General features: G+C 34.6%; 26 protein-coding genes, 1 pseudogene, 1 riboswitch and 1 other annotated feature. Of the genes and pseudogenes, 24 read left to right on the top strand and 3 right to left on the bottom strand.

The features are described from left to right. The first annotated feature begins 74 nt into the window (after positions 1–74). Genes ABS916_RS01420 through ABS916_RS01410 form a run of 3 tightly spaced genes read left to right on the top strand, consistent with a single transcriptional unit; the run spans position 75 to position 3748 of the window. Complete coding sequence (locus tag ABS916_RS01420; RefSeq protein WP_350450209.1) at positions 75–1124, top strand: aspartate-semialdehyde dehydrogenase; 1050 nt, start codon at positions 75–77, stop codon at positions 1122–1124. Positions 1125–1158: 34 nt separating this feature from the next. Beyond that, positions 1159–2037 (top strand): 4-hydroxy-tetrahydrodipicolinate synthase, encoded by an 879-nt coding sequence (gene dapA, locus ABS916_RS01415; RefSeq protein ID WP_350450208.1) that lies wholly within the window; start codon positions 1159–1161, stop codon positions 2035–2037. 31 nt (positions 2038–2068) lie between these two features. Then, entirely contained in the window at positions 2069–3748 is a 1680-nt protein-coding gene (locus tag ABS916_RS01410; protein WP_350450207.1) for a ribonuclease J, read from the top strand. A 118-nt stretch (positions 3749–3866) separates the two neighbouring features. On the opposite strand, the pseudogene ABS916_RS01405 reads toward ABS916_RS01410, so the two are convergent. Then, positions 3867–5661: pseudogene (locus tag ABS916_RS01405) on the bottom strand (ABC transporter permease/substrate binding protein). Continuing rightward, on the bottom strand, positions 5654–6850 hold the full coding sequence (locus ABS916_RS01400) for a quaternary amine ABC transporter ATP-binding protein (RefSeq protein WP_013710584.1): 1197 nt from the start codon (positions 6848–6850) through the stop codon (positions 5654–5656). Before ABS916_RS01400 ends, ABS916_RS01405 begins: the two are co-directional and overlap by 8 nt. A 447-nt stretch (positions 6851–7297) precedes the next feature. On the opposite strand from ABS916_RS01400, the gene ABS916_RS01395 reads away from it, so the two are divergent. From ABS916_RS01395 to ABS916_RS01360, 8 genes are all read left to right on the top strand, one after another. Next, a complete protein-coding gene (locus ABS916_RS01395; protein ID WP_350450206.1) occupies positions 7298–7963 on the top strand; it encodes an HD domain-containing protein in 666 nt (221 codons plus the stop codon). A 53-nt stretch (positions 7964–8016) separates the two neighbouring features. Next, positions 8017–8511: a GNAT family N-acetyltransferase gene (locus ABS916_RS01390; protein WP_350450205.1), complete on the top strand. Its 495-nt coding sequence runs from the start codon at positions 8017–8019 to the stop codon at positions 8509–8511. Positions 8512–8599: 88 nt separating this feature from the next. Beyond that, positions 8600–8703: riboswitch (TPP riboswitch) on the top strand. 78 nt (positions 8704–8781) lie between these two features. Continuing rightward, positions 8782–9345, top strand: a complete 564-nt coding sequence (thiT, locus tag ABS916_RS01385) for an energy-coupled thiamine transporter ThiT (RefSeq protein ID WP_350450204.1) — start codon at positions 8782–8784, stop codon at positions 9343–9345. Positions 9346–9507: 162 nt separating this feature from the next. Next, positions 9508–10959, top strand: coding sequence for a cardiolipin synthase (cls, locus tag ABS916_RS01380; protein WP_350450203.1), 1452 nt, complete (start codon positions 9508–9510; stop codon positions 10957–10959). 159 nt (positions 10960–11118) lie between these two features. Next, positions 11119–12303 carry a betaine/proline/choline family ABC transporter ATP-binding protein gene (locus tag ABS916_RS01375; protein ID WP_350450202.1) on the top strand — a complete coding sequence of 395 codons (1185 nt, stop codon included), beginning with the start codon at positions 11119–11121 and terminating at the stop codon, positions 12301–12303. A 14-nt stretch (positions 12304–12317) separates the two neighbouring features. Then, on the top strand, positions 12318–12953 hold the full coding sequence (locus ABS916_RS01370; RefSeq protein ID WP_350450201.1) for an ABC transporter permease: 636 nt from the start codon (positions 12318–12320) through the stop codon (positions 12951–12953). Positions 12954–12966: 13 nt separating this feature from the next. Beyond that, positions 12967–13911, top strand: coding sequence for an osmoprotectant ABC transporter substrate-binding protein (locus tag ABS916_RS01365; RefSeq protein ID WP_350450200.1), 945 nt, complete (start codon positions 12967–12969; stop codon positions 13909–13911). A 2-nt stretch (positions 13912–13913) separates the two neighbouring features. After that, positions 13914–14582, top strand: a complete 669-nt coding sequence (locus ABS916_RS01360; RefSeq protein ID WP_350450381.1) for an ABC transporter permease — start codon at positions 13914–13916, stop codon at positions 14580–14582. Between the two features lie 136 nt (positions 14583–14718). Here the strand turns inward: ABS916_RS01360 and ABS916_RS01355 are convergent, their stop codons facing one another. After that, positions 14719–15045 carry a hypothetical protein gene (locus ABS916_RS01355; protein ID WP_350450199.1) on the bottom strand — a complete coding sequence of 109 codons (327 nt, stop codon included), beginning with the start codon at positions 15043–15045 and terminating at the stop codon, positions 14719–14721. Between the two features lie 155 nt (positions 15046–15200). Between ABS916_RS01355 and ABS916_RS01350 the strand changes: the two genes are divergently transcribed. From ABS916_RS01350 to rpoZ, 13 genes are all read left to right on the top strand, one after another. Further along, a complete protein-coding gene (locus ABS916_RS01350) occupies positions 15201–16070 on the top strand; it encodes a DegV family protein (RefSeq protein WP_350450198.1) in 870 nt (289 codons plus the stop codon). 213 nt (positions 16071–16283) lie between these two features. Further along, positions 16284–16332: a sequence feature (sodium ion sensor (DUF1646 type); this cis-regulatory element may regulate processes involved in with the transportation of sodium ions), on the top strand. 46 nt (positions 16333–16378) lie between these two features. Beyond that, positions 16379–16705 (top strand): hypothetical protein, encoded by a 327-nt coding sequence (locus ABS916_RS01345; RefSeq protein WP_350450197.1) that lies wholly within the window; start codon positions 16379–16381, stop codon positions 16703–16705. Then, positions 16692–18653: a V-type ATP synthase subunit I gene (locus ABS916_RS01340; protein ID WP_350450196.1), complete on the top strand. Its 1962-nt coding sequence runs from the start codon at positions 16692–16694 to the stop codon at positions 18651–18653. Before ABS916_RS01345 ends, ABS916_RS01340 begins: the two co-directional genes overlap by 14 nt. Positions 18654–18682: 29 nt before the next feature. Continuing rightward, entirely contained in the window at positions 18683–19159 is a 477-nt protein-coding gene (locus ABS916_RS01335) for a V-type ATP synthase subunit K (protein WP_013710597.1), read from the top strand. A gap of 48 nt (positions 19160–19207) precedes the next feature. Beyond that, a complete protein-coding gene (locus tag ABS916_RS01330; protein WP_350450195.1) occupies positions 19208–19789 on the top strand; it encodes a V-type ATP synthase subunit E in 582 nt (193 codons plus the stop codon). A 15-nt stretch (positions 19790–19804) separates the two neighbouring features. Continuing rightward, positions 19805–20809 (top strand): V-type ATP synthase subunit C, encoded by a 1005-nt coding sequence (locus ABS916_RS01325; RefSeq protein ID WP_350450194.1) that lies wholly within the window; start codon positions 19805–19807, stop codon positions 20807–20809. Next, the gene (locus ABS916_RS01320) at positions 20799–21110 is read left to right on the top strand and encodes a V-type ATP synthase subunit F (RefSeq protein WP_013710600.1); all 312 of its coding nucleotides are present in this window, start codon (positions 20799–20801) and stop codon (positions 21108–21110) included. Before ABS916_RS01325 ends, ABS916_RS01320 begins: the two co-directional genes overlap by 11 nt. A 12-nt stretch (positions 21111–21122) precedes the next feature. Further along, positions 21123–22898 carry a V-type ATP synthase subunit A gene (locus ABS916_RS01315; protein ID WP_350450193.1) on the top strand — a complete coding sequence of 592 codons (1776 nt, stop codon included), beginning with the start codon at positions 21123–21125 and terminating at the stop codon, positions 22896–22898. Continuing rightward, on the top strand, positions 22899–24275 hold the full coding sequence (locus ABS916_RS01310) for a V-type ATP synthase subunit B (protein WP_035022498.1): 1377 nt from the start codon (positions 22899–22901) through the stop codon (positions 24273–24275). It abuts the gene before it with no gap. A 6-nt stretch (positions 24276–24281) separates the two neighbouring features. Next, positions 24282–24908, top strand: coding sequence for a V-type ATP synthase subunit D (locus ABS916_RS01305; RefSeq protein WP_350450192.1), 627 nt, complete (start codon positions 24282–24284; stop codon positions 24906–24908). Between the two features lie 221 nt (positions 24909–25129). Continuing rightward, on the top strand, positions 25130–25345 hold the full coding sequence (locus tag ABS916_RS01300) for a YdbC family protein (protein WP_013710604.1): 216 nt from the start codon (positions 25130–25132) through the stop codon (positions 25343–25345). A 75-nt stretch (positions 25346–25420) separates the two neighbouring features. After that, complete coding sequence (gene gmk, locus ABS916_RS01295; protein WP_013710605.1) at positions 25421–26035, top strand: guanylate kinase; 615 nt, start codon at positions 25421–25423, stop codon at positions 26033–26035. Positions 26036–26039: 4 nt separating this feature from the next. After that, positions 26040–26255, top strand: coding sequence for a DNA-directed RNA polymerase subunit omega (gene rpoZ / locus ABS916_RS01290; protein WP_350450191.1), 216 nt, complete (start codon positions 26040–26042; stop codon positions 26253–26255). Positions 26256–26294 lie beyond the last annotated feature (39 nt).

Genomic DNA, 26294 nt, shown 5'->3' with positions numbered 1-26294 from the left:
AAAATGTATAATGGGAGTACATGGAGCCATAAGATAATAGTAAAAATAGAAATATGTATTAGGAGAGATAATAAATGAATGGATATACTATTGCAGTCGTAGGAGCAACGGGAGCTGTAGGAACAAAAATGATTCAAATGTTAGAGCAAGCAACTTTTCCAATCAACGAAGTTAAGCTCTTAGCCTCGAAACGATCTGCTGGGAAAAAAGCTTTATTTAATGGAAAAGAAATCGAAATCCAAGAAACAACGGCAGATTCTTTTGAAAATGTTGATATTGCATTATTTAGTGCAGGTGGATCGATTTCAAAACAATTTGCTCCCGAAGCGGTAAAGAGGGGTGCAGTTGTCATTGATAATACAAGCGCATACCGCATGGATGCTGAAGTACCTTTAGTCGTTCCGGAAGTAAATGAGGAAGCAATTCGTTCTCATAAAGGAATTATTGCTAACCCGAACTGCTCAACAATTCAAATGATGGTTGCTTTAGAACCGATTCGCAAACAATACGGATTAGATCGGGTAATTGTTTCAACGTATCAAGCGGTAAGCGGAGCTGGAGTTTCAGCTGTTAAAGAAATGAAAGAACAAGCGCAACATATGTTGAATGGTGAGCCTTATGAAGCGGCTATTTTGCCGTCAGGTGGAGATAAAAAACATTTTCCAATTGCTTTCAATGCATTGCCACAAATCGATTTGTTTACTGAAGACGGTTATACATTTGAAGAGTTGAAAATGATTAATGAGACTAAAAAAATTATGGGCGATGATCATATAAAAGTTTCTGCAACATGCGTCCGTATTCCAGTCATTTCAGGACACTCGGAGTCCGTATATATTGAAGTGAAAGAAGAGGGAGCTAGTGTAGCTTCTATTCAGGAGCTTATGAAAAATGCACCAGGTGTTGAACTTCAAGATGATCCTGCTAATCAAGTTTATCCAACAGCATTGGAAGCAGCAGGCAAGAAAGAAACATTTGTTGGAAGAATACGGAAAGATCGTGACTTAGACAAAGGTTATCATATGTGGATCGTTTCGGATAATTTAATCAAAGGTGCTGCTTGGAATTCTGTTCAAATTGCTGAAAGCTTACACAAGTTAAAATTAATTAAAACAAATAATTAAGAATAAGTTGAATTTAAAGTAGAGGGTGATGGTATTGGATTTAAAAAAAGCGCGTATTATAACCGCTATGACTACTCCATTTGATGCAGAAGGATCAATTGATTATGGACAACTAGAAAAGTTGATCAACTTCTTACTTGAAAATGGGACAGAAGGATTAGTAGTGGGGGGCACGACTGGAGAATCTCCTACATTAACTCATGATGAAAAGTTAGACTTATACCGTAAGACAGTTGAGTTAGTTGCAGGACGTGTACCACTCATTGCCGGTACGGGGTCATTTAACACTGCTGAGACGATTGCTTTTACAAAAGAGGTTGAAGCCCTTGCAGGTATAGATGCAGCACTTGTAGTGACGCCATACTACAGTAAGCCTAACCAAGCTGGTTTGTATGCTCATTTTGAAGCAGTAGCGAAAAGTACTAAACTGCCGATCATCATCTATAACGTCCCCGGACGGACTAGTGTTTCCATTGATCCTAAGACAACAATCAAACTTTCATCGATTGAAAATATTATTGGTGTGAAAGAATGCCTAGGCTTAGATGCTTTAAGCGAAGAAATTGAACAAACACCAGATGACTTTTTAGTTTACACTGGTGAAGATGGCAACTCTTTTCCTGCTAAATGTATTGGAGCAACTGGTGTTATTTCTGTAGCAAGTCATGTTTTAGGGAATGAGATGTCTGAAATGTATAACTTGTTGCAAGAAGGATCTATGGCTGAAGCTGCGCAGATTCATCGTCAATTAGTACCTAAAATGAACAGTTTATTTTCTGTTCCTTCTCCAGCACCTGTTAAATTTGCGTTAAACCACTTAGGGATTAACGTCGGTGGATTGAGATTGCCATTAGTACCTTGTACAAAAGCAGAAGAAGATTATGTGTTAACTGAATTAAATTGGAAAAAATAAAAAACGAAATGAAAGTAAAAGAGGTGAAGAAATGAGCACAATAAAAATTATCCCACTAGGGGGTGTGCGTGAAAATGGAAAAAACATGTATGCTGTTGAGGTGGATGAAGACATATTTGTTTTAGACTGTGGATTAATGTTTCCAGAAACAGAATTATTAGGAATTGATGTAGTCATTCCTGACTTTAGTTATTTAGAAGAAAATAGAAACCGTGTTACAGCAGTGTTTTTAACTCATGGGCACGAAGATGCAATTGGAGCACTACCTTATTTTCTTCAAAAATTTGATGTTCCAGTCTTTGGAACTGAATTAACAATAGCTTTAGCAAAATTATTTGTTGAAAAAGATAGTCAAGTTAGTACATTTGATGATTATCATATTGTCGATGAAAATACAGAGATTGAGTTTGGAGATGTTGTGGCTAGTTTCTTTAGAACAACCCATACTATTCCAGATTCTGTTGGAGTAGCTCTTAAAACAAGTGAAGGAAGCATTGTCTACACAGGTGATTTCAAGTTCGATCAAAGTGCAAAACCAATGTATCAAAGCAATTTATCACGTATTGCGGATATTGGTAAAAGTAAAGTTTTAGCTTTATTGAGTGATTCAAGTGAAGCTGAAAGTTCTGTTGAAAATATAAGCGATTTAAAAATAGCGGAAGAAGTATTGGATACATTCCAAAATGCTGATGGTCGTATTATTGTTGCCTGCGTGGCTAGTAATATCTTACGTATCCAACAAGTATTTGATGCTGCTCACAAATCGCATAAGAAAATTTTCATCACTGGAAGCAACCTTGAAGAGATCGTTCAAATTGCTATGCAACTGAATAAGCTTCAATTGCCTAATGAAGATTTGATTGTTCCAATAACAGATATTGAAAAATACAGTGACCAAGAAATTGTTGTGTTAGAAACGGGTGTTACTGGCGAGCCCATTAAAACATTAACACGTATGGCAAAAGGAAAGCACTCTCAAGTAAATATCAAAGAGGGCGATCTAGTTTATATCGTAACAAGCCCATCAACAGCAATGGAAGTAACGGTTGCTCAAGCAGAAAACTTAATTTATCGAGCGGGTGGAACAGTAAAACAAATTTCAGCTAATTTGAAAGCTTCTGGCCATGCCACTCCAAATGATTTAAAATTAATGATTAATCTGATTAAACCTAGTTACTTTATTCCAGTTCAAGGAGAATACCGTATGCTTTCGGCTCATGCAAAACTTGCACATGAAGTTGGAATGCCGTATAAAAACATATTTATACCAGGTAAAGGCGACATCATGGAATACAAAAATGAGCGTATGCATGTAGCTGGACAAGTGTCAGCAGGGAATACAATGGTTGATGGTATCGGAATTGGCGATATTGGAAACATTGTTTTACGCGACCGTAAATTGTTATCTGAAGATGGTATTTTTGTAGCGGTAGTTACCATTAACCGTAGAAAAAGTAAAATTATTTCAGGCCCTGAGGTCATGACTAGAGGTTTCGTATACGTTAAAGAAAATACAGATCTAATTAATCAAAGTAATGAGATTATTAGAGAAGTAGTAGAAGAAAATTTAAATCGTAAAGAATTTGAATGGAGCCGTTTGAAGCAAGAAATCAGAGATGCTTTGAATAAACATCTTTTTGAACAAACACGTAGACGTCCGGTTATTCTACCAATCATCATGGAAACAAGTTCGCGCAACCGTAAAAATTAAACACAACAAAAAAAAGCTCTTATTTCCTTTAGAAAAGGAAATAAGAGCTTTTTTGTTATAAAAGAAGAGCATTCACATTAAGTGAATGCTCTTTGATCGAAAGTGATTTCAGACTAGCTTATTTTGCTACGCCTTCAGTCCACTCAGCAACACGGTCAGGATTTTCTTCAATCCAAGTTTCAGCCGCATCTTCAGGATCTTCTCCTTCAGAAATATCTAGCATAATGCTTTCCATTTCTTCAGTTGTCCAATTAAATTGATCTAATACTTGATAAGCTTCAGGCATGTCTTCTTCAAGACCTTCACGAGCCATCGTATTGATTGTTTCTGATTCGCCAAATGAATTTTCAGGATCTTCTAAATATTTTAAGTCATAAGAGGCGAACATCCAGTGAGGAGACCAACCAGTGATAACAATATCTTCTTCATTTTGAATTGCTTGACCCAATGCAACAGTCATGGCACCAGATGAAGAGGTTTCAAGATCCCACTCACTCAAGTTACCGTAATCTTCTAAAGCTTTTTCAGTTGCAGCAACAACACCTGCACCAGGTTCGATACCAGTGATAGTCATTGCAGCTTCGTCTTTAAGATCCGCAATTGAATCAACATCCATATATTCAGGAACGACAAGACCAACTAATGCGCCTTCTAAGTTTGGTCCTAAATCAACCATTTGGTCGCCATATTCTTCAAATTGAGAACCATGAGTAGCTGGTAACCATGCAGCTACCATAGCGTCAGCGTCTCCGCTAGCTACGGCTTGCCACATTACAGCGTTATCTAATGGTGTTAGTTTTACATCATACCCTAAGTCTTCCAATACTTTACCAATAACATTAGTAGAAGCAACTTCAGTATCCCATTCAACATAAGATAATTCAATTTCTTGTCCTTTACCAACAGTTGCTGATTCATCCTCAGTTGATGACTTTTCAGTTGAACAACCTGCTGCAACTAATGATAATCCTAAACCAGCTGTAAGTCCTAAATGTTTCCAATTAAGTTTTTTCATATTAAATTAATTTCCCCTTTTTTGTAAACTAATTTTTTAATGATTAGTTATTTTATTTTTTATTTAATTTTTGCGTCAAGCGATCAATAATAATCGCTAAGACAACTAAACCTAAACCAGATACGAAACCTGTTCCGATTTGTGCACGTTGTAGTGAAGAAAGAACTTCTCTACCAAGACCTGGAGCTCCAATCATTGAAGCAATAACTACCATAGATAAAGCCAACATGACAGTTTGGTTGATACCAGCCATAATTGTTGATTTAGCTAAAGGTAACTCTACTTTAAATAATTTTTGAGCACCTGTGCTACCAAACGACTCAGAAGCTTCGACTAACTCATGTGAAACTTGTCGAATTCCAAGATTAGTAAAGCGAACAGTAGGTGGAATGGCAAAAATTAAAGAGGCGAATACCCCTGGGACCATACCAATACCAAAGAAAGCAACTGCGGGAATCAAGTAAACAAAGGCTGGCATTGTTTGCATGAAATCAAGAACAGGAGTAATAACGGCATTTGCAATTTTACTTTTAGCCATTAAAATTCCGAATGGAACCCCAATGATAACAGATAATAAACTTGCAACCAGAACCAAAGTCAGAGTGTTCATTAAGTCTTCCCAAAGACCTTGATTATAGGTAAACCAAAGGCCAATGATTGTAAATGTAGCCAATCCGATTTTTTTCTTTGAAGCAATAAAAGCAATCAAAGCAATAATCAAAATAAACAAAATTGGCGGAACAAGCAATAACGTATTTGTCACAAATTCCATAACGATTTCTGAATATTTTTGAATAGGGTCAAACAAAAACGCAAAAGTTTGAGTTACCCAACTTGTAAAGTTTTCTACAGCATCAGCTACTGGCAATTCTGGAATGATATCTAATATACTAGACATTTTCAAGCACCTCACTTTCTCCTGCAAGGGCAGCTATTACAGCGCCTCTGACAATTATACCAACTAACTTACCATCATCTACAACTGCTACGGGAGTAGTTGCATCATGAATAACTGAAAAGATATCGTTCATGGAAGTTGTTCTAGTAACAGTTGGGATGTCTTTTTTCAGGATGTTTTCAATTGTTGTAATATTATTCTTACGTGCATCTGAAGCATCTTCTGCCGTGATGTAACCTAAAAGGTTACGTTGGCTATCTACTACTAGGATGCTGGATATTCCTTCACTACGCATTTGCTCAAGTGCAAAACGCGGACCATGATTTTTTATATTCAATGTTTCAGGACGTTGCATAATATTTTCAGCTGTTAATACTTTAGAACGATCAACGTCTTCAACAAATTTTTCAACGTAATCATTAGCTGGGTTAGTTAGTATTTCTTCAGGAGAACCAATCTGTACAATTGATCCATCTTTCATCAAGGCAATTTTATCACCGATTCGTAAAGCTTCGTTTAGATCATGAGTGATAAAAATAATCGTCTTTTTCACTTTAGATTGAAGTTCAATTAATTCATCTTGCATTTCACGACGAATCAATGGGTCTAATGCTGAGAAAGCTTCATCCATTAATAAGATTTCAGGGTCATTCGCTAAAGCACGTGCTAATCCTACACGTTGTTGCATTCCGCCAGATAGTTGATTAGGGTATTGATCTTTGTATTCACCTAAACCTGCATTATCTAGAGCTTTTTGAGCTTTTTGCTGTCTTTCAGCTTTGTCAACACCTTGGATTTCTAGGCCATACTCTGTATTTTCTAGAATTGTCCGGTGAGGAAAGAGACCAAAGTTTTGGAAAACCATACTTAATTTTTCTCTTCTGACTTGACGTAAAGCTTTTTTATCCATTTTAGAGAGATTCTCATCATCTATATAGATATCTCCTTTTGTAGGATCGATTAAACGATTAAACATTCGAACAAGAGTTGATTTTCCACTACCAGATAATCCCATAATAACAAAAATTTCACCTTCTTCAACAGTGAAACTAACATTATTAACCCCAACAGTGGCCCCCGTTTCTTTTAAAATTTCTTGCTTAGATTTTTGTTCTTTCAACATCTCTAAGGCTTGTGTTGTTTTTTTACCAAAAACTTTCGATACATTTTCAACAGTTATTTTTGACAAAATAACATCTCCTTTCCCTTTTTAGGTATGAATCTCAAACTAATAAATCAAAATTGATGTAAAAGAGGATCCAAACATAAATTGACTAGCTAACCACTGTCCATAGTAGTTTTATCTAAAACCCCTTTTACAAAAAACAACGACAACTATTCATAAAAAAATAGTTTCAAATGGAACACAATGATTAGTGTAACATGAATGAAAACAAATGAAAAACCAAAGCATTTTCAAAAATAAGCTTTAGTGCCTTTGTTTTGCCTATATAACAGACCTTAGAGCATGAATAAAAAAAATGAAAAAACTTTTTTTTAGGTCATTTTTTGATCGTTTATTTAAAAAAAATCCAATAAAAAATAACATTACGATGGACATATAACTTGTGGTTTCTAAGTGGGATTGATAAACTTATTTTAAGTACTTTAATGGTACAAAAGAGGTGGACGATGGATGTTAACGGAATTGCAAAAAAAGATAATAAATGAGACAGAAGAGTACGTCTACCAACTTTTAAAAGACGATGCTAGCGGTCATGATTGGTGGCACATTCACCGTGTACGAAATTTAACTAAAAGTATAGCGAAAAAGGAAAAAGGAAACATTGATCTTTTTGTTTGTGAAATGGCAGCTCTCTTACATGACGTAGCAGACGGCAAGTTAAATAAAACAGAAGCTGAAGGAGAGAAAAAGGTTAGAGTATGGCTCTCTAGATTTTCTCTAAGCGAACAAGAAATCGAACAGATAATGGACATTATTCTTCATATGTCTTATAAGGGTGGAACAAATAAAGTAATACTATCTTCTATAGAAGGACAAATTGTTCAAGATGCAGATCGATTGGATGCATTAGGGGCAATTGGAATTGCACGAACGATGGCCTACTCGGGTTCAAAAAATCGGTTAATCCATGATCCAGCGAAAAAGCCACGAAATCAACTTACAATAGAAGATTATCGTTCGGGAGAAGATACAGCAATTATGCATTTTTATGAAAAATTATTAAAATTAAAAAATAAGATGAATACGAGTATTGGAAAAGAAATGGCTGAAAAAAGGCATGCTTACATGGAAACATACTTAGAAGAGTTTTACGCTGAATGGGATGGAGAAAAATAGGTCATACCTTAAAAATTGAGGGGATTTGAAATGAAAAGTATGGGAGGTTTGTTATGGATGAGATGGTGGGTCTAAAATTAAGAGAAGCAATGGTAGGCGATATCCTTATAATAGAAGACTATACAATAGAAGAAACACCCTATACAGTGAAACCTATGGATGGTATGACTGAAAGTTTACATGAAAGTGAAAAACATCCGATTTTAGTATTAGACGGGGATAAAATGGTGGGATTTTTTATCCTTCAAACTGGAGATGCTATTCTAAATTACGTTTCAAATCCTCATGCGATTTTGTTAAAAGCTCATTCAGTTGATAAGCGGTATTTAAAACAAGGATATGGCAAAGCTTCAATAGAAAAATTACCTAGCTTTGTTAATGAACATTTTCCTTCTATTACTGAAATTATCTTATTGATTGATCACGATAACATTAGTGGACAAATGATGTATATAAAATCTGGATTTAAGGATACTAAAAATAAAGTGAAAGAGTTAAATGGTTATAAATTTATTTATTCAAAAAAACTGACAAATGAAAACAGTTAGGTTTAAAATAAAAGAAAAGTCAGATGGCCCATTGACAACTCCTAACAATCATCGTAAAATAATGGATGTAATAAAAATTAAATGAACAACCATCACAAAGGGGTGCTGTAAAAAGCTGAGATTGAATCAATTGATTCTAACCCTTGGAACCTGTTCGTTAGTACGAGCGTAGGGATTGTGACGGGGACGAAATGTTATTTATGTATAATGATAATTCGAGCTCCTCCTTTGATGTGTGGCACTGTTCAACACATAAGGAGGAGTTTTTTTTTGAGAAATGATCGATTACGAGTTTGGATAGAAGGAACAATATTTGCTGCTTTAGCTATTGTATTGTCTTTGATTCCAACAAATATTGGAACAGGATTTACCATCTCTTTAGGGATGATACCATTGACCTTGTTTGCTTTTAGACGTGGATTTGTAGCAGCAACTGCAGCGGGTTTTATTTGGGGGATTTTGCACTTTTTGATAGGAAATGCTAGTATTTTGCATCCATTACAAGGATTTATAGAGTATTTTGTTGCATTTGCATTTGTTGGTTTTGCAGGTGTAGTTAGGAAGCCTTTACAAATTGCTTTTAAAGAAAAGAATCAATTCAAGCAATATCAATTTATTCTAATTGGAACGTTTATTGGTACAATTGCCCGTTTCTTTTGGCACTTTATTGCAGGTTATTATTTCTGGGGAAGCTATGCTCCAGAAGGTATGAATCCCATTTGGTACTCATTTATTGCGAATGGTGGAAGTGCATTAGCAACGGGAATAGCCACTAGTGTAGTGTTGTGCATCATGGCCAAAACGACGCCAACTTTATTTTTACCAAAAAACTAAGGTTTGATTTACTTAAATAAGTCTATAGATTGTGAGATTGGATAATTACTCCAATCTCTTTTTTTCTTTGATAATTATTTTTTTATACAGCTAGTTTCTAGTAGCTAAAAGAAAACGGAAGTAGTAAGATTAGACAATAACAAGGTGGAGAGGAATAATTGAATGAACATTTTTATTTATATAGTTTTAGGGCTCTACTTTTTGAATACTTTCTTTTCCATTATTACAGTATTTCGCGAAAAACGTGATATTGCAGCTACTTGGGCTTGGTTGCTTGTGCTCATTCTTTTACCAGGTATAGGTTTTATTTTTTATTTGTTTGTTGGAAAAAAATTGACCCGCGATAAAATATTTGATATTAATTCGCAGGAAAATATAGGGATGCCAGAGCTTGTGCAAGCCCAGAAAGAAATGCTGGCTGAGGATGAAGATTTATTATCGGAAAAACAAGCCTCTGAAAATGCCAAGGAAATGGCTAGTTTGTTTTTAGAAAGTGATGAATCCATTTTAACAAAAGGAAACAAGGTTGAGTTCTTTACCGATGGGGCAAAGAAATTTGATTCATTGATTGAAGATATTTCTAAAGCAGAACATCATATCCATATGATTTATTACATTATTCATAACGATAAAATTGGGAAACGAGTTCTAAAAGCATTGGAAGAACGCGCAGCTGCAGGAGTAGAAGTTCTAGTCATCTATGATGCGTTAGGATCTAGATCATTAAGACCAAAATTTTTTAAGACCTTAAAAAAATTAGGTGGAAAAGCTGAACCATTTTTTGGATCAAAGCTACCAATTATTAATTTACGTTTTAATTATCGGAATCACCGGAAAATTGTAGTAATCGATGGTAAAATTGGGTACACAGGTGGTTTCAATGTAGGGGATGAGTATTTAGGCGAATACAAGAAATTTGGCTACTGGAGAGACACCCACTTAAAAATCCAAGGAAATGCAGTGTTAGCGTTACAAACTCGTTTTCTAATGGATTGGAATGCAGCGGTTTCAAACCATAAGTTGGAATACGAAGAAAATTATTTTCCTTTGATCGATAAAAAAGGACACACAAATATCCAGGTTGTGTCTAGCGGTCCAGATTCAGATCTTGAACAAATTAAAAAAGGTTATATCAAAATGATCAGTATGGCAAAAGAATCAGTTTTCATACAAACACCTTATTTTGTTCCTGATGACTCAGTATTAGAGTCTATTCAAATTGCAGTCATGTCGGGTATTGATGTAAAAATTATGATACCGAATAAACCAGATCACCCATTTATTTACCGTGCAACAATCTATTATGCACAAGCGATGGTCGATGCTGGAGCAGAAGTTTATATCTATGATAATGGATTCTTGCATGCAAAAACAGTAGTTGTTGATGGGGACATCTGTTCTATTGGTACAGCTAACTTTGATATCCGAAGTTTTAAATTAAATTTTGAAGTAAATGTCTTTATTTACGATGATAAAATTGCAAAGCAACAGGAACAATTTTTCTACGAAGATATGAAAAAAAGTTACTTATTAACTAAAGAAATGCTAGACAATCAATCTAAATGGTTAAAATTTAAACAAATTTTTTCACGGTTATTTTCTCCAATTTTATAAACAATGAATTAAAAAGGTTGAAACAAGTATTTTTTGTTTTAACCCTTTTTTTATGAAAAAAATTTAATTGAAAAGCATGAAATTTGATATGATGAATCTAGTCTGAGATAATAAATGAGAGTATGGTCAAAATATGAAACTATATAAGAGGTGAATGTAGTGATAGAATTTAAAAATGTTTCCAAAGTCTACAAAGGTGGAAAAAAAGCTGTTGACAATGTTAACCTCACATTTAATGATGGAGAGTTTATTGTTTTTATTGGTACGAGTGGAAGTGGGAAAACAACATCTATGCGTATGATCAATCGCATGATTGAACCAACATCAGGCCAGATTTTAATTAACGGGGAAGATATTATGAAGAAAGATCCTGTTCAGTTAAGACGTAAAATCGGTTATGTTATCCAACAAATCGGTCTAATGCCACATATGACTATTTATGACAATATTGTAATGGTTCCTAAATTATTAAAATGGTCCGAAGATAAGCAACGAGAATCTGCAGAACGTTTACTAGAGAAAGTCGATTTACCAAAAGAATTTTTGTCACGTTACCCAGCTGAACTTTCTGGTGGACAACAACAAAGAATTGGAGTTATTCGTGCTTTAGCTGCCGATCAAGATGTGATATTGATGGATGAGCCATTTGGAGCATTAGACCCTATTACTAGAGATGCTTTACAAGAATTGGTTAAAGAGTTGCAAGTCGAAATGGGAAAAACCTTTATTTTTGTTACTCATGATATGGATGAAGCTTTAAAATTAGCGGATCGTATTGTTATCATGCAAAACGGACGCGTGGTGCAATTTGATACACCAGATAATATATTAGCTGAACCGGCTAATCAATTTGTTGAAGATTTTATCGGTGAAGACCGCTTAATTCAAGCTAGACCAAATATTCAAACGGTAGATCAAGTCATGATAAAAAATCCGATTTCAGTAACTCCTGGAAAATCTATTTCAGAAGCTATACGTTTAATGAGAGACAAACGTGTGGATTCGTTATTTGTTACGGATGATTCAGGTGTGTTAAAAGGGTATGTAGATATCGAAAAAATTGACCGTAACCGCAAGCGCGCTACAAGTGTTGGAGATATTATGATCGACAAAGTTTATTTCGTTCGAGAAGGTACACTTTTAAGAGACACTGTTCAAAGAATTTTAAAACGTGGCTTTAAAAACATCCCCGTTGTGGATAATAAAGGCCGTTTAATTGGTCTAGTTACTCGTACCTCGTTAGTAGATGTTGTTTACGATACAATATGGGGTGAAGAGCAAGAAGAAGAGCTGACAAACAGCAGTGTTTTTGAAACAACCATTCCTAAAGAAAGCAATGAATAGAGGAGGAAAAGACGATGGCTGAATTTTTTGCAACAAACGGCTCTGATTTACTCCTAAAAACATGGGAACATTTTTATATTTCTGCAATTGCATTGGCCTTAGGTGTTATTGTAGCTGTCCCTTTGGGAGTTTTATTAACGCGGTTTGAGAAAAGTGCTAAATTTATTATTGGTTTATCTACTATTTTACAAACGGTGCCTTCATTAGCACTGCTGGCTTTAATGATTCCATTATTTGGAATTGGTAAGGTCCCTGCGATTGTGGCATTATTTATCTATTCTTTGTTGCCTATTTTAAGGAATACTTATATAGGAATGAATGGAGTAGATGTTAACTTAAGAGATGCAGGAAAAGGAATGGGAATGACAAACATTCAACTAATTCGTAATGTGGAGTTGCCTCAAGCAGCACCGGTTATTATGGCAGGAATTCGATTGTCCGGAGTTTACGTTATCTCATGGGCTGCTTTAGCTTCATACATCGGAGCAGGTGGGTTAGGTGATTTTATTTTTAACGGATTAACTCTTTATATTCCTAGTTTAATTATTGGTGGAACTATACCTGTAACTATTCTTGCATTATTGACAGATTATGCACTAGGAAAATTAGAAAAAAAAGTAACGCCTAGAGTTGTGCAAGGTATTGAATAGGAGGGCTTCAACTATGAAGAAGATTCAAAAAATTGCTGCCCTTTTTTTAGCAGCAATACTATTAAGCAGTTGTTCATTGCCTGGACTAGGCAGCGGATTTAATGAAGAAGGTATCACCATTACAGGTGGTTCAACAACAGAACAACAAATTATGGGTTATATTGTTGAAGGTATGGTGGAGCATTACATTGATATAGATGCTCAAATTGTTAATAATCTAGGTTCCTCTTCCCTAAATCATCAAGCTCTAATTGGTGAAGATGCGAATGTATCTGCAATAAAATATACTGGAACTTCGTTAACTGGTGAGTTAGGACAAGATCCAATTACGGATCCTGAAGTAGCGTTGGAATTAGTTGTAGAGGGATTTGCGGCTGAGTTTGATCAAAAATGGTTTCCGACATATGGATTTGCTAATACGTATGCCTTTATGGTGACACAAGAACTAGCAGATCAATATGACTTGGTTACAATTAGTGATTTAGAAGACATTGCTGGTGAACTTGATGCTGGAGTAGATTCCTCTTGGATTCAACGTGCAGGAGATGGTTATGATGCGTTTCTAGAGACTTATGGTTTTGATTTTAACCGTGTCTATCCTATGCAAATCGGTTTAGTTTATAATGCGTTACAAGCTGGTGAAATGGATGTTGTGTTGGGTTATTCAACAGATGGTCGTATTAAAAGTTATGACTTAGTCGTATTGGAAGATGACAAACAACTATTCCCTCCGTATGACGCAAGTCCGGTTGCAACTTTTGAAGTTTTAGAAGCGTATCCTGAATTGAATGAAGTATTAACAAAGTTGAAAAATACAATATCGGATGAAAAAATGCAAGAGTTAAATTATATTTCAGACAACAATTTAATTGAACCTAAGGTTGTAGCGGACGATTTTTTGAAAGAAAACAATTATTTTGAATCTGTTGAAGTAAATGAAGAAGGGGGCGAACAATAATGATGGCAGACATGAATTTATGGGAACAATTACTTTATTACTTCTCAGAAAATGGACTTTACATCTGGAGTCAATTTTTTCGTCACTTCTTAATTTCAATTTATGGCGTTTTATTTGCAGCGATTGTAGGAATTCCTCTCGGTTTTTGGATTTCTCGACATGGGAAGTTAGCTGATTGGGTTATAGGAGCCGCTAATGTAATCCAAACAATTCCTTCATTAGCCATGTTGTCTATTCTAATGTTAGGTTTGGGGATAGGTGTGAATACCGTTATTTCTACAGTATTCTTGTATTCTTTATTGCCGATTATTAAAAATACTTACGCTGGAGTTCAAAGCGTAGATAAAAACATTTTAGATTCTGGTAAAGGAATGGGCATGACAAGATGGCAACTGACTTATATGGTTGAACTTCCATTAGCTTTATCAATTATTATGGCAGGGATTCGTAATGCTATGGTAGTGGGTATTGGAGTAACCGCGATTGGAACCTTTATAGGAGCCGGTGGTTTAGGGGATATCATCACTAGAGGAGTCAATGTAACTGATGGTGGAGCTATTATTCTTGCAGGAGCTATTCCTACAGCTTTCATGGCAGTTATCAGTGATTTATTGTTAGGTTGGATTGAGAAAAAATTAGATCCAACAAAAAATAAAAAAATATTATCGTAATGATCAGAAAAGAATAAAATCAGTTCAATATAAAAAAGCTCTCCTTTTGAGCGAATTAGATAGTTGTATATCTAATTGCCATTAGGAGAGCTTTTTTCGTATCGTTCTATACTTAAAAGAATAAATACAGATTATTTTAAGACAAACGAATATGTCTTATATCACTTGGTTGAATAAGATAGGTCATATGAAGCAGAGTGTTTTCTAAAACGATTTGTGGTCTTTTAAAAGGCGTATACCTGATAAATCCTGTAACTTCTGTTAGTTGAGATTGGTTTTTTAGTTGGTTGATCTGTAAAATTATTTTCTTCTTTTTAGTGAAAGCTTGATTTAAGAAAAGAATGATTTGTGATTCAGGCATTTGAGGCAAAAATTCCAATTCATTAGTCGTGTTAGACAAAAAGAATTTTTTTTGCAGAAAGGTAAAGGGATGAACTGGTTCTTCTAAAGTATTTTTTTTCATCTTTATTCCTCCGAACGTTTGTTTGATAATATTATTATACGAACAAACGTTCAACAAAGCAAGCTGTTTAATTATTTTTTTAAAGTTTCTATTTTTCTTAAAAAATGGCATAATGAAATAAGTATGTATAGATTTCTGAAAAAGGGGTTTGAACAATGGATTATAAAATTATTGCAGATTCATGCTGCGATTTGCCATTAGATTTTATAAAAAATAATGACATTGAAATTATCAATTTAATGATCAACATGGACGGAAAAGATTATTTAGATGACATGGGAGAAACTTTTGACCGTGATGCCTTCTTTGAAGCATTAAAAAATGGCGCAACGGCAACTAGTTCTCAAGTTAATATTGGCACATTTTTAGAAGTATTTAAAAAATATGTTGATAAAGGTCAACCTGTTCTATTTCTAGGACTGTCTTCTGCATTAAGTGGTTCTTACAATAATGCTGTAACAGCTGTAAAGATGTTGAAAGAAGAATATGATCAAGTAAATATAACGATAGTAGACTCCAAAGCTGCTTGTTTAGGAGAAGGTCTTTTAGTGTATGAGGCGGTAAATCGAAAAAAAGAAGGTCAATCGTTAGAAGAAGTAGTGGATTGGCTAGAAGAATATAAAATGAAACTTCATTCATGGGTAACAGTTGATGATATCAGACATCTTGAACGTAGTGGGAGAATATCTTCCGTTTCTGCAACACTTGGAAGTGTTTTAAATGTTAAGCCGATTATCGTAATGAATGAAAAAGGTGGTTTAGTGCCCTCTGCTAAAGTGCGTGGAAGAAAAAAATCATTGCATTATTTAATCAATAAAACAGTTGAGGGTATGGTAGATCCTGAAACTCAAACGATTTTTATTGGACATGTCGGTGTTCCCGAAGAAGCTGAATGGATTAAAAAAGAAATCGAATCAAAAATCAAGGTAAAAGATATACAAGTTCACCCTTATGGTCCTACTATTGCTGCGCACACTGGATTTGGATCAGTTGCTTTATTTTCTTTTGGAGACGTAAGAAAATAGAGGTTACTTTTTGGTAGGAGGACGCTTAATAAATGAGAGAAACAGTCGATATAATAGTTAGAAGTAGTTGTTACTTTTTTCTTCATCTATTAAGTAGTTTATTAAGTTTTCTTCATCTTAGAAAGCCGTTACAAATCGTTACTGATTAAGGTTTTATGTTTTGACAACAAGAAAACGTTATGGTAAATTATAAGTAGTTAAATTAAAAATAATGGTTGGGGCAGTTGCTTTCAAGGATATTTTCTTCAAGGGGTGAGAAGAAGAGTTCTTAAGTGATGCCTTTTTTTGTATTTTAAGGGGGTGTAGAAATGAGTTTGGAAGCAGTTGAATATGTAAAAGAAGCAGAAGAAAGAGCCCGCCAAGTTGAAATTAATGGAGAAAAAAAAGTTCAAGAAATTAATCAGTCCATTAAACAAAGAATTCAAGAAAGCAATCAAAATATGCAACAAGAGTTATATGATTATGAAACTAATCAACAAGATCTGTATCGTAATCGTTTAGCAAAAGAAAAGCAAACAGTTGATCAAGAACTGTCTATTGAAATAGAAGCAATGCTTAAATTAGTAGAGAACAAGCAAAACAGTGTTGTTGATCATATTGTAAAGGAGGTAAGCACTCACTATGGCAATAGCTAAAATGAAACAGATGACACTTTTAGCTGGACAAGTAAATAAAGATTCTTTATTAAAAGCAGTACAAGAATTGCAAAAACTTGAAATGGTTGAATTATCTACTTTGGAAGAATCTGAATTTCTTGATTATTATTCATCGGATACAGAACCTCAAAAACGTGTTGAATATGAAGAAAAATTAAAAGAGGTTCAAGCAGCATTAAGCTTTTTGAACCAACATATTTCTCAACCAGGTATGATTGAAAAGCTGAAAAAAGGTCGTGAAGAGTATACTCTCGCAGAACTTGAAAAGAACGTTAGTCATTCTAATGTAAACCAAATAATTGTTGAGCTAGGAAAATTTGAAAAAAGACTGGTTGAACTTGATCAGATGAAAAAAAATCTTAGGGAAAAAGAAGAGTTTCTTCGGAAATGGCAGAATATGGATTTTAACCCCAATGATTTAAAATCATTTAAATTGATCTCTGGTACTGTTGGAAGTATAGCTTCTGGAAATGTAGAAAAATTTGAAGAAAAAGTTGAAGCGATAGAAAATAGTTATTTAGAAAAAATATTTCATCATAAAGATGAAGCTTCTTATTTGATTTTTGTACCATCAAAAATAGAATCTTTATTGGAAGAAGTATTTGATCAATTTCAATTATCAAAACTTAATTATTCGTATAGCATGAAGCCTCAAGAAGAATTGAAGACAACGCTTAAAGAAATTGAAGAAGTGCAAAAAGAAGAGAAGACGTTAAAAAATACAATAAAGACCTTTAAAGAAAAAACAAAAGAATTACAACTAGGTGAGGAATATTACTATAATTTAGTTGAAAGAGAAATTGGAAAAAACCTTTTATTAAATGGTAGTGATCTATTTATATTAAATGGTTGGTTAGAAGAGGAACGAATTTCTGAATTAACGGATCTTTTAGATGAACATGTTGGTAAAGAAAGTTACGTTGTTATTGCAGATGAAATTAAATCTAAAAACTATGCTAAAGTACCGGTAGTTTTAAAAAATAATAAATTGGTTAAACCTTTTGAAAGTATTACAGAGATGTATAGTATGCCTAAATATGATGATGTAGATCCTACACCATTTATGATGCCATTTTACTTCGTCTTTTTCGGAATGATGAGTGCAGATTTAGGGTATGGAATATTGCTTTGGCTTGCAACTTTAGTGGGATCTAAAGTGTTCAAGTTTGAAAAGGGCATGAAAAACTTTGTCCAACTCTTTCACTATCTATCTTATTCAGTGATTGCTTGGGGATTTATTTATGGAAGTTTCTTTGGATACGACTTGCCCTTCCAATTGTTGTCGATTACGAATGATGTCATTACCATTTTGATTTTATCTGTAGTATTTGGTTTTATCCAGTTAGTTTATGGATTGCTTTTAAATGGTGGTATAAAATGGCGTAAACAACAAAGATCATCAAGTTATATTGATGGAACAGCTTGGGCTCTTATCCTATTAGGTATAGGTCTCCTAGTGATCAATATGGTACTTTGGAATAATGACCTTATACAAACCATTTCTTTAGTTGTCATCATTGCTAATGTCATTGGAATTATATTAGTAACTATGCTGGCATCTGACAATAAAGTAATGGGTTTTGGACTAGGACTTTACAATATTTATGGAGCAACCAATTATGTTGGAGACTTGGTCAGCTATACTCGTTTAATGGCATTAGGAGTTTCTGGTGGGAGTATTGCGGTAGCGTTTAATTCTATTGTAGACATTTTTCCACCAGTAATGAAATTTACGATTGGTGCATTACTTTTTATTGTTTTACACGCATTAAATATTTTCTTGACCTACTTAAGTGCTTATATTCATACAATAAGACTTCAGTATGTTGAATTTTTCGGTAAATTTTATGAAGGTGGAGGACGATCATTAAATCCTTTTAAAACCTTCGAAAAACATATTTATTTAAAAAAAAGAACCAATAAATAAAAAACGAATTTAAATGGAGGAATTTTATAATGGAAACTTTTACAAGTTATTTAATTGAAAACGGCGGAATAGTATTTGCAGCTTTAGGTATAGCTTTTGCTACATTCTTTGCAGGAACAGGTTCTGCTAAAGGGGTCGGAATTGCAGGGGAAGCAGCAGCAGCATTAACTACAGAACAACCTGAAAAATTTGGACAATCATTAATCTTAATGTTATTACCGGGAACTCAAGGTTTGTACGGTTTCGTTATCGCGTTTTTAATTTTCCTGAATACTGGTTTAGATACAAGTTTAGCTGAAGGTATGTATATGTTTATGGCTTCTCTACCAATTGCATTTACTGGATTAACTTCTGGTGTTGCCCAAGGACGTGTTGCCGCTGCAGGTATCCAAATTTTAGCTAAAAGACCAGAACATGCTACTAAAGGGATTGTATATGCAGCGATGGTTGAAACATATGCGATATTAGGTTTTGTTATTTCATTCTTAATGATATTTAACGCTTAATCTTATCTATTCCATTTATAGTAAAAAAGAAAGAATGGAGGCGTAAAAATGTCAGACTTAAAATTATTAACTGATCGTTTGATAGAAAGTAAAAAAGCTGAAGTACAAGAAAAAATTAAAGAAGCTGAAATAGAAAAAGAACAATTGCTTTCAGAATCTGATGAAAATCTAGCTGAAGAAAAAGCAAAACAAATTAACTTAATCGATTCACGATTGGCAAGGAAATTCGAACAAGATAAACATACGTTACAGATCAACAAGCGAAATCAATTGCTTTCTGAAAAGCAAAAAGTGCTAACTGTCGTTTTTAATGAGGCTGAAGAACAAATGAATCAATGGACAGATTCAGAATTTCAACAGTTTTTATTGTCTGTCTTAAAACAACATAAAGACAGTGAATCTATTGAATTGATAGTAGGGCAACATTCGGTCGACAAAGTAACAAATGACTGGATCGATAAAGTAGCTAAAGAAGTAGTGAATGTCCAGTTGTCTACTGAGACTATTTCTAAAAAGAATGGATTTATTCTTAAAAAGAATGGAATAGAATATAATTACTTGTTTGATGAATTGGTTAAAGATATCAAAGGACAACTTGTTTCATCAGTTTCAAAACAATTATTTGATTAAAAAGGAGAGGAAAAAATGAAATCAACAGACTTTGTTGGCGCAAATACACGTATTCGTGTATATGAAAGTAGTCTCCTTAGAAATGATCAATATGAGCGGATGTTACAAGCAAGTAATTTTGATGAAGCGGTAAACGTTTTAAAAGATACTCCTTATCGAAATGATGTTGAAGATTTAAAGGAGACTAAGAATTACGATACGCTATTGATGAATGAGTTGCAATCTGTCTATACTGATTTATTTAAAATCACTCCTAATCATGATTTGATTGAGTTATTTTCATTGCGCTACTCTTATCATAATTTGAAAGTTTTGTTAAAAGAAAAAGTTACTAAAAAGGATTTTGATTCTCTGCTTATAAAGATTGGTAAAGAACCTATTTCAGTATTAAGACAAGCAGTTGAAACAACGAAGTCGAGCGATTTAGATGAAGACTATTTAATCAGTATACAAGAGGCAACTGATTCCTATGAAGAATATAAAAATAGTCAAGCCGTAGATATTATTCTTGATCGTCGGTTCTTCACTCATTTAAGACACATTGCTGAAAAATTAAACGATAAGAAAATTTTGGATTTAGTAACTTTTTATATTGATATGAATAATTTATCTACTTTAACTAGAGCTATTCGTCAAAAAAGAACGCGTAACTTTTTAACAACTATTCTATCTAGTTCTGGAACAATACCTAAAGATCAACTGGTTCAAGTTGGAGCTGATAATTTAGTTAATGCAGGTAAAAAACTGGCAGAATCTAAGTACAAAAACATTATACTAGCGTCTATTAATGATGAAACAAAAGAATTATCCCCAGAAAAAATAGATTTAGAAACCGATAATGCTTTTATCAATCGTATAAAAGATGCTAAACTTGAAGTTTTTGGACCATTACCGATTGTCGCTTATCTCTACGCTAAAGAGAATGAAGTGAAAAATTTAAGACTTATTCTAGTTGGTAAAGAAAATAATCTTCCAATTTCAGCTATCAGAGAAAGGATGCGAATGAACTATGGCTCATAAAATTGGTGTAGTAGGAGATAAAGATTCTATTTTGCCATTTAAAATGTTAGGTTTTGACGTTTTTTTCGCATCTGAGGCTAAAGAAGCCAGAAAAACGATTGATCGATTAGCAACAGAAAATTATGGCATTATCTATTTAACAGAACCATTAGGCAAATTGATTCCGGATACCATAAAACGATACGATGAAGAGATTTCACCGGCTATTATATTGATTCCTAATCATATGGGATCATTAGATATCGGGAAAAATCGTATCCAAGAGAATGTTGAAAAAGCGGTTGGACAGAATATTTTATAGGAGGTTACAAGTTTGAAAATTGGGAAAATTGTTAGTGTTTCCGGTCCTTTAGTTACAGCTGAAGGGATGGAAGAAGCAAATATTCAAGATATTTGTAAAGTCGGAAAGTTGGGCTTAATAGGCGAAATCATTGAAATGCGTGGGAATGTAGCTTCTATACAAGTCTATGAAGAAACATCCATGATTGGACCCGGAGAACCAGTTGAAACAACAGGAGATGCATTATCTGTTGAATTAGCTCCAGGAATGATCGCGCAAATGTTTGATGGAATTCAACGTCCATTAGATAAATTCATGGAAAAAACAGAAAGCAACTTCTTAGTTAGAGGAGTTAGCATCAAGGCATTAGACCGTACAAAAAAATGGGAATTTACACCAACTGTTACAGTTGGACAAAAAGTTTCTACAGGAGATATTGTCGGTTCTGTTCCAGAGACAAAGGTTATTTCTCACAAAATTATGGTTCCACATGGAGTTGAAGGAACCATCAAATCAATTGAACAAGGTCAATTTGATATTAATGAAATTATTTACAGTATCGAAACAGATGATGGTGTAAAAGAATTTACAATGATGCAAAAATGGCCTGTGCGACATGGTCGTCCAACGGCTAAAAAATTAAATCCAGTTGAACCTATGGTAACTGGACAACGTGTAATTGATACATTGTTCCCGGTTGCTAAAGGTGGATCAGCAGCTGTACCAGGTCCTTTCGGGGCAGGAAAAACAGTTGTTCAACACCAAATTGCAAAATGGGCAGACGTTGATTTAGTTGTATACGTAGGTTGTGGTGAACGTGGAAATGAAATGACAGATGTAATCAATGAATTTCCTGAACTAATTGATCCAAACACTGGGGAATCGATTATGGAAAGAACGATCTTGATTGCTAATACATCGAATATGCCAGTTGCCGCTCGTGAAGCGTCAATTTATACTGGAATCACGATTGCGGAATACTTCCGTGATATGGGTTACAGTGTAGCTATCATGGCAGATTCAACTTCACGATGGGCTGAAGCTTTGCGTGAAATGTCTGGTCGTTTAGAAGAAATGCCAGGAGATGAAGGTTATCCAGCATACTTAGGTAGCCGTATCGCGGAATACTACGAACGTGCAGGTAAAGTGATTACTTTAGGATCAGAAGGCAGAGAAGGCAGTATAACAGCCATTGGAGCAGTGTCTCCTCCTGGAGGGGACACATCTGAGCCGGTAACTCAAAATACATTACGTGTTGTTAAAGTCTTTTGGAGTTTAGACAATCTATTAGCTCAAAAACGCCATTTCCCATCCATTGATTGGCTAACTTCTTATTCGCTCTACTCAAATGAGTTAAATGCGTATGTCGGAAAGATCTTAGATAAAGATTGGGCAGGCATGGTTACAAGAACAAAGGCTTTATTACAAGATGAATCTGAATTAGAAGAAATCGTGCGTCTAGTCGGAGTCGATTCTTTATCAGAAAAAGATCGCTTAAAATTAGAAACGGCTAAAATGATTCGTGAAGATTTTCTGCAACAAAATGCTTTTGATGATGTAGATACCTACACATCAAGAGAAAAACAATACGAAATGCTAGCTACTATTCTAAGCTTTGAGGATGAATCAAGAGCTGGAATGGAACTTGGTGCTTACTTTGCTGAAATTATGAAAGGCACTGTAGCAGCTCGTGAACAAATTGCTAAGTCTAAATATTTCCCGGAAGAACAAATTAGCAAATTTGGAGAATTAAGAACGGATATCAAAACGGCGATTCATGAAGTTGTTTCAAAAGGAGGTATGGAATAGATGCTTAAAGAATATCGTACGATAAATGAAGTTGTTGGACCCTTAATGGCCGTTGAAGGCGTAGAAGGTGTTAAATTCGATGAGTTAGTTGAAATTCAAATGCAAAACGGTGAAAAGAGACGTGGACAAGTTCTTGAAATTGATGGCGATAAAGCTATGGTTCAAATCTTCGAAGGGTCAAGCGGAATTAATCTGCAAGACACAAAGGTGCGTTTCTTAGGAAGACCATTATCTTTAGATGTTTCAGAAGATATGGTTGGACGAGTATTTGATGGGATGGGACGTGTTAACGATAACGGTCCTGATTTGATTCCTGAAAAAACTTTAGACATCAATGGTGAAGCCATCAACCCAATGGCACGTGACTATCCAGATGAATTTATTCAAACGGGTATCTCTTCTATTGATCATTTGAATACACTAGTTCGTGGACAAAAGTTGCCTGTATTTTCAGGTTCTGGTCTACCACACAAAGAATTAGCTGCACAAATTGCTAGACAAGCGACTGTTAAAAATTCAGATGAAAAGTTTGCCGTTGTCTTTGCAGCAATCGGAATTACTTTTGAAGAAGCAGAGTTCTTTATGGAAGATTTCCGAAAAACTGGAGCAATCGATCGTTCGGTTATGTTTATCAACTTAGCAGATGATCCAGCTATTGAAAGAATTGCAACACCAAAAATGGCTCTAACTGCGGCTGAATATTTGGCTTATGAAAAAGATATGCACGTATTGGTTATCATGACAGATATGACAAACTACTGTGAAGCATTAAGAGAAATCTCTGCTGCCAGACGTGAAGTTCCAGGTCGTCGTGGATACCCTGGGTATCTTTATACAAACTTAGCTACGTTATATGAACGTGCAGGTCGTTTAGTAGGTGGAAAAGGTTCAGTGACGCAAATTCCTATCCTAACCATGCCGGAAGATGATAAAACGCACCCTATTCCAGATTTAACGGGGTATATTACAGAAGGACAATTGATTTTATCACGTGAACTATACAATAGTGGTGTTCAACCTCCTATCGATGTATTGCCCTCTCTATCTCGTCTAAAAGACAAAGGAACTGGAGAAGGCAAAACAAGAAAAGACCATGCGGCAACAATGAACCAACTATTCGCTGCTTATGCTCAAGGAAAACAAGCTAAAGAGTTAGCAGTAGTTTTAGGAGATTCTGCATTGTCAGCAGAAGATAAAATGTTTGCAGAATTTGCAAATCGTTTTGAAAAAGAATACGTAAACCAAGGGAACTACACAAATCGTACAATTGAGGAAACATTGGACTTAGGATGGGAATTGCTATCTATCCTTCCAAGAACTGAATTGAAACGTATTAAAGACGATATGTTAGACGAATACCTGCCGAAAGGGGAGTAAGTCTAAATGGTGAAATTAAATGTCAATCCGACAAGGATGGAATTAGCGTCACTAAAAGGGAAATTGAGTACAGCAAACCGTGGTCATAAATTATTAAAAGATAAGCAAGATGAACTTATGAGACAATTTATCCTGCTTATCCGTAAAAATAATGAGTTGCGTGCAGAAGTTGAAGCAAAATTGACAAAAGCTATGCAGTCTTTTGTCATGGCAAAAGCTTTATTGAACGAAAAATTTATTGAAGAATTAGTGGCTATTCCACCTCGCAGTGTCAGTCTTGACTTGTATGAAAAAAATATTATGAGTGTTAAAGTGCCCGTAATGAATTTTAATTACAATGATGATGACGATTCTAAAGAGTTGGTTTATGGTTATCTGAACTCCAATAGTGAGCTGGATACGTCAATTGAACAAATGGCTGACGTTATGACGCAACTGTTAGAGTTATCTGAAATAGAAAAAACTTGTCAATTAATGGCAAATGAAATAGAAAAAACGCGTCGCCGAGTAAATGCTCTTGAATACATGACGATTCCTCGTTATGAAGAAACCATCTACTTTATTCAAATGAAATTAGATGAAAGTGAACGAGCAGCGATTACGCGTTTGATGAAAGTTAAAGATATGGGTTAAGAAAGCAAACGTTAGATCAAGGATACGATTCTTGGTCTGACGTTTATTTTTTAGCGTAAAAATTTGATTGGTATACTTGGAAAGTGGGGATTAGTACGTAAAAAAAACCATTCTGCAAATAAAAAGCTATAAGAAAATGGCATTTTATGCTAAACTGGAGAATAAGTTATCTTTAACAGATAAAAATTAGAAGTAGCTAAAGATTGTTGAGGTGTTTATAAATGGATCAAAAATTTTCTTTTGAGATTGTTGAAGAATTAGCCGTACTTTCTGAAAATGCTAAAGGATGGCGCAAAGAATTAAATTTAGTTTGTTGGAATGGAAATCCTCCTAAATTTGATATTCGTGAGTGGAGTCCTGACCACGATAAGATGGGAAAAGGCCTTACATTCACAAATGAAGAAATGGATACTCTTAAACAGTTTTTAACTACTTAAACAAGTTGGAATTTGTTAGATTTTGATAATAGGCAACGAATAGTTGAACATTTTGATGATAGGAAGGATTTTGACATGACTGAACGTGGACTTTTAATTGTTCTTTCTGGACCATCTGGGGTAGGAAAAGGGACAGTAAGACAGGCAATATTTGAGAGCGGCGATAATGATTTTGATTATTCAATTTCAATGACAACTCGAAAACAAAGAGCAGGAGAACGAGATGGAATAGATTACTTTTTCAGGACAAAAGAAGAATTTGAAGCTTTGATTGAAAGTGGAGGATTATTGGAATATGCTGAATATGTAGGAAACTATTATGGAACTCCTCTTGAATATGTTGAAAAAACGCTACAGAGCGGCAAAGACGTATTTTTAGAAATTGAAGTTCAAGGAGCTCTTCAAGTTCGAGAAAAAATGCCTGAAGGAATATTTATCTTTTTAACACCGCCAGATTTAAAAGAATTAAAATCACGTATTGTTGGTCGTGGAACAGATGAAATGGCTATAATCGAACAACGCATGACAAAAGCAATTGAAGAAATTGATTTAATGCGTTATTATGATTATGCGGTTGAAAACGATAAAGTTGAAAATGCTGTTAGAAAAGTCAAACAAATCATTGAAAGTGAACACTTAAAAGTTTCACGCGTTATACAGCGTTATAAAAAAATGATCAAGGAGTTGTAAAATCATGATGTTAGAACCATCTATTGATAGCTTATTAGAAAAAATTGAATCTAAATATTCATTAGTTACGTTAGCAAGCAAGCGTGCGCATGAACTGGATGAAGGTTCAATGCCGATGTTAGAAAACTATCGTTCACATAAAAATGTTGGACGTGCATTAGAAGAAATTAATAATGGAGATTTAGTTATTGATCCAGTAACGGTTGGACCAGAAGAATAAGACACATAACAAAAAGTGCTTCAAAGTAATGGTTTTCTT

It is taken from the genome of Carnobacterium sp., assembly GCF_040274945.1.
In the GTDB taxonomy this organism is placed as follows: Bacteria; Bacillota; Bacilli; order Lactobacillales; family Carnobacteriaceae; genus Carnobacterium_B.
Note: the sequence above shows the minus strand (reverse complement) of the source record. Positions and strands in the feature narration are given on the sequence as shown.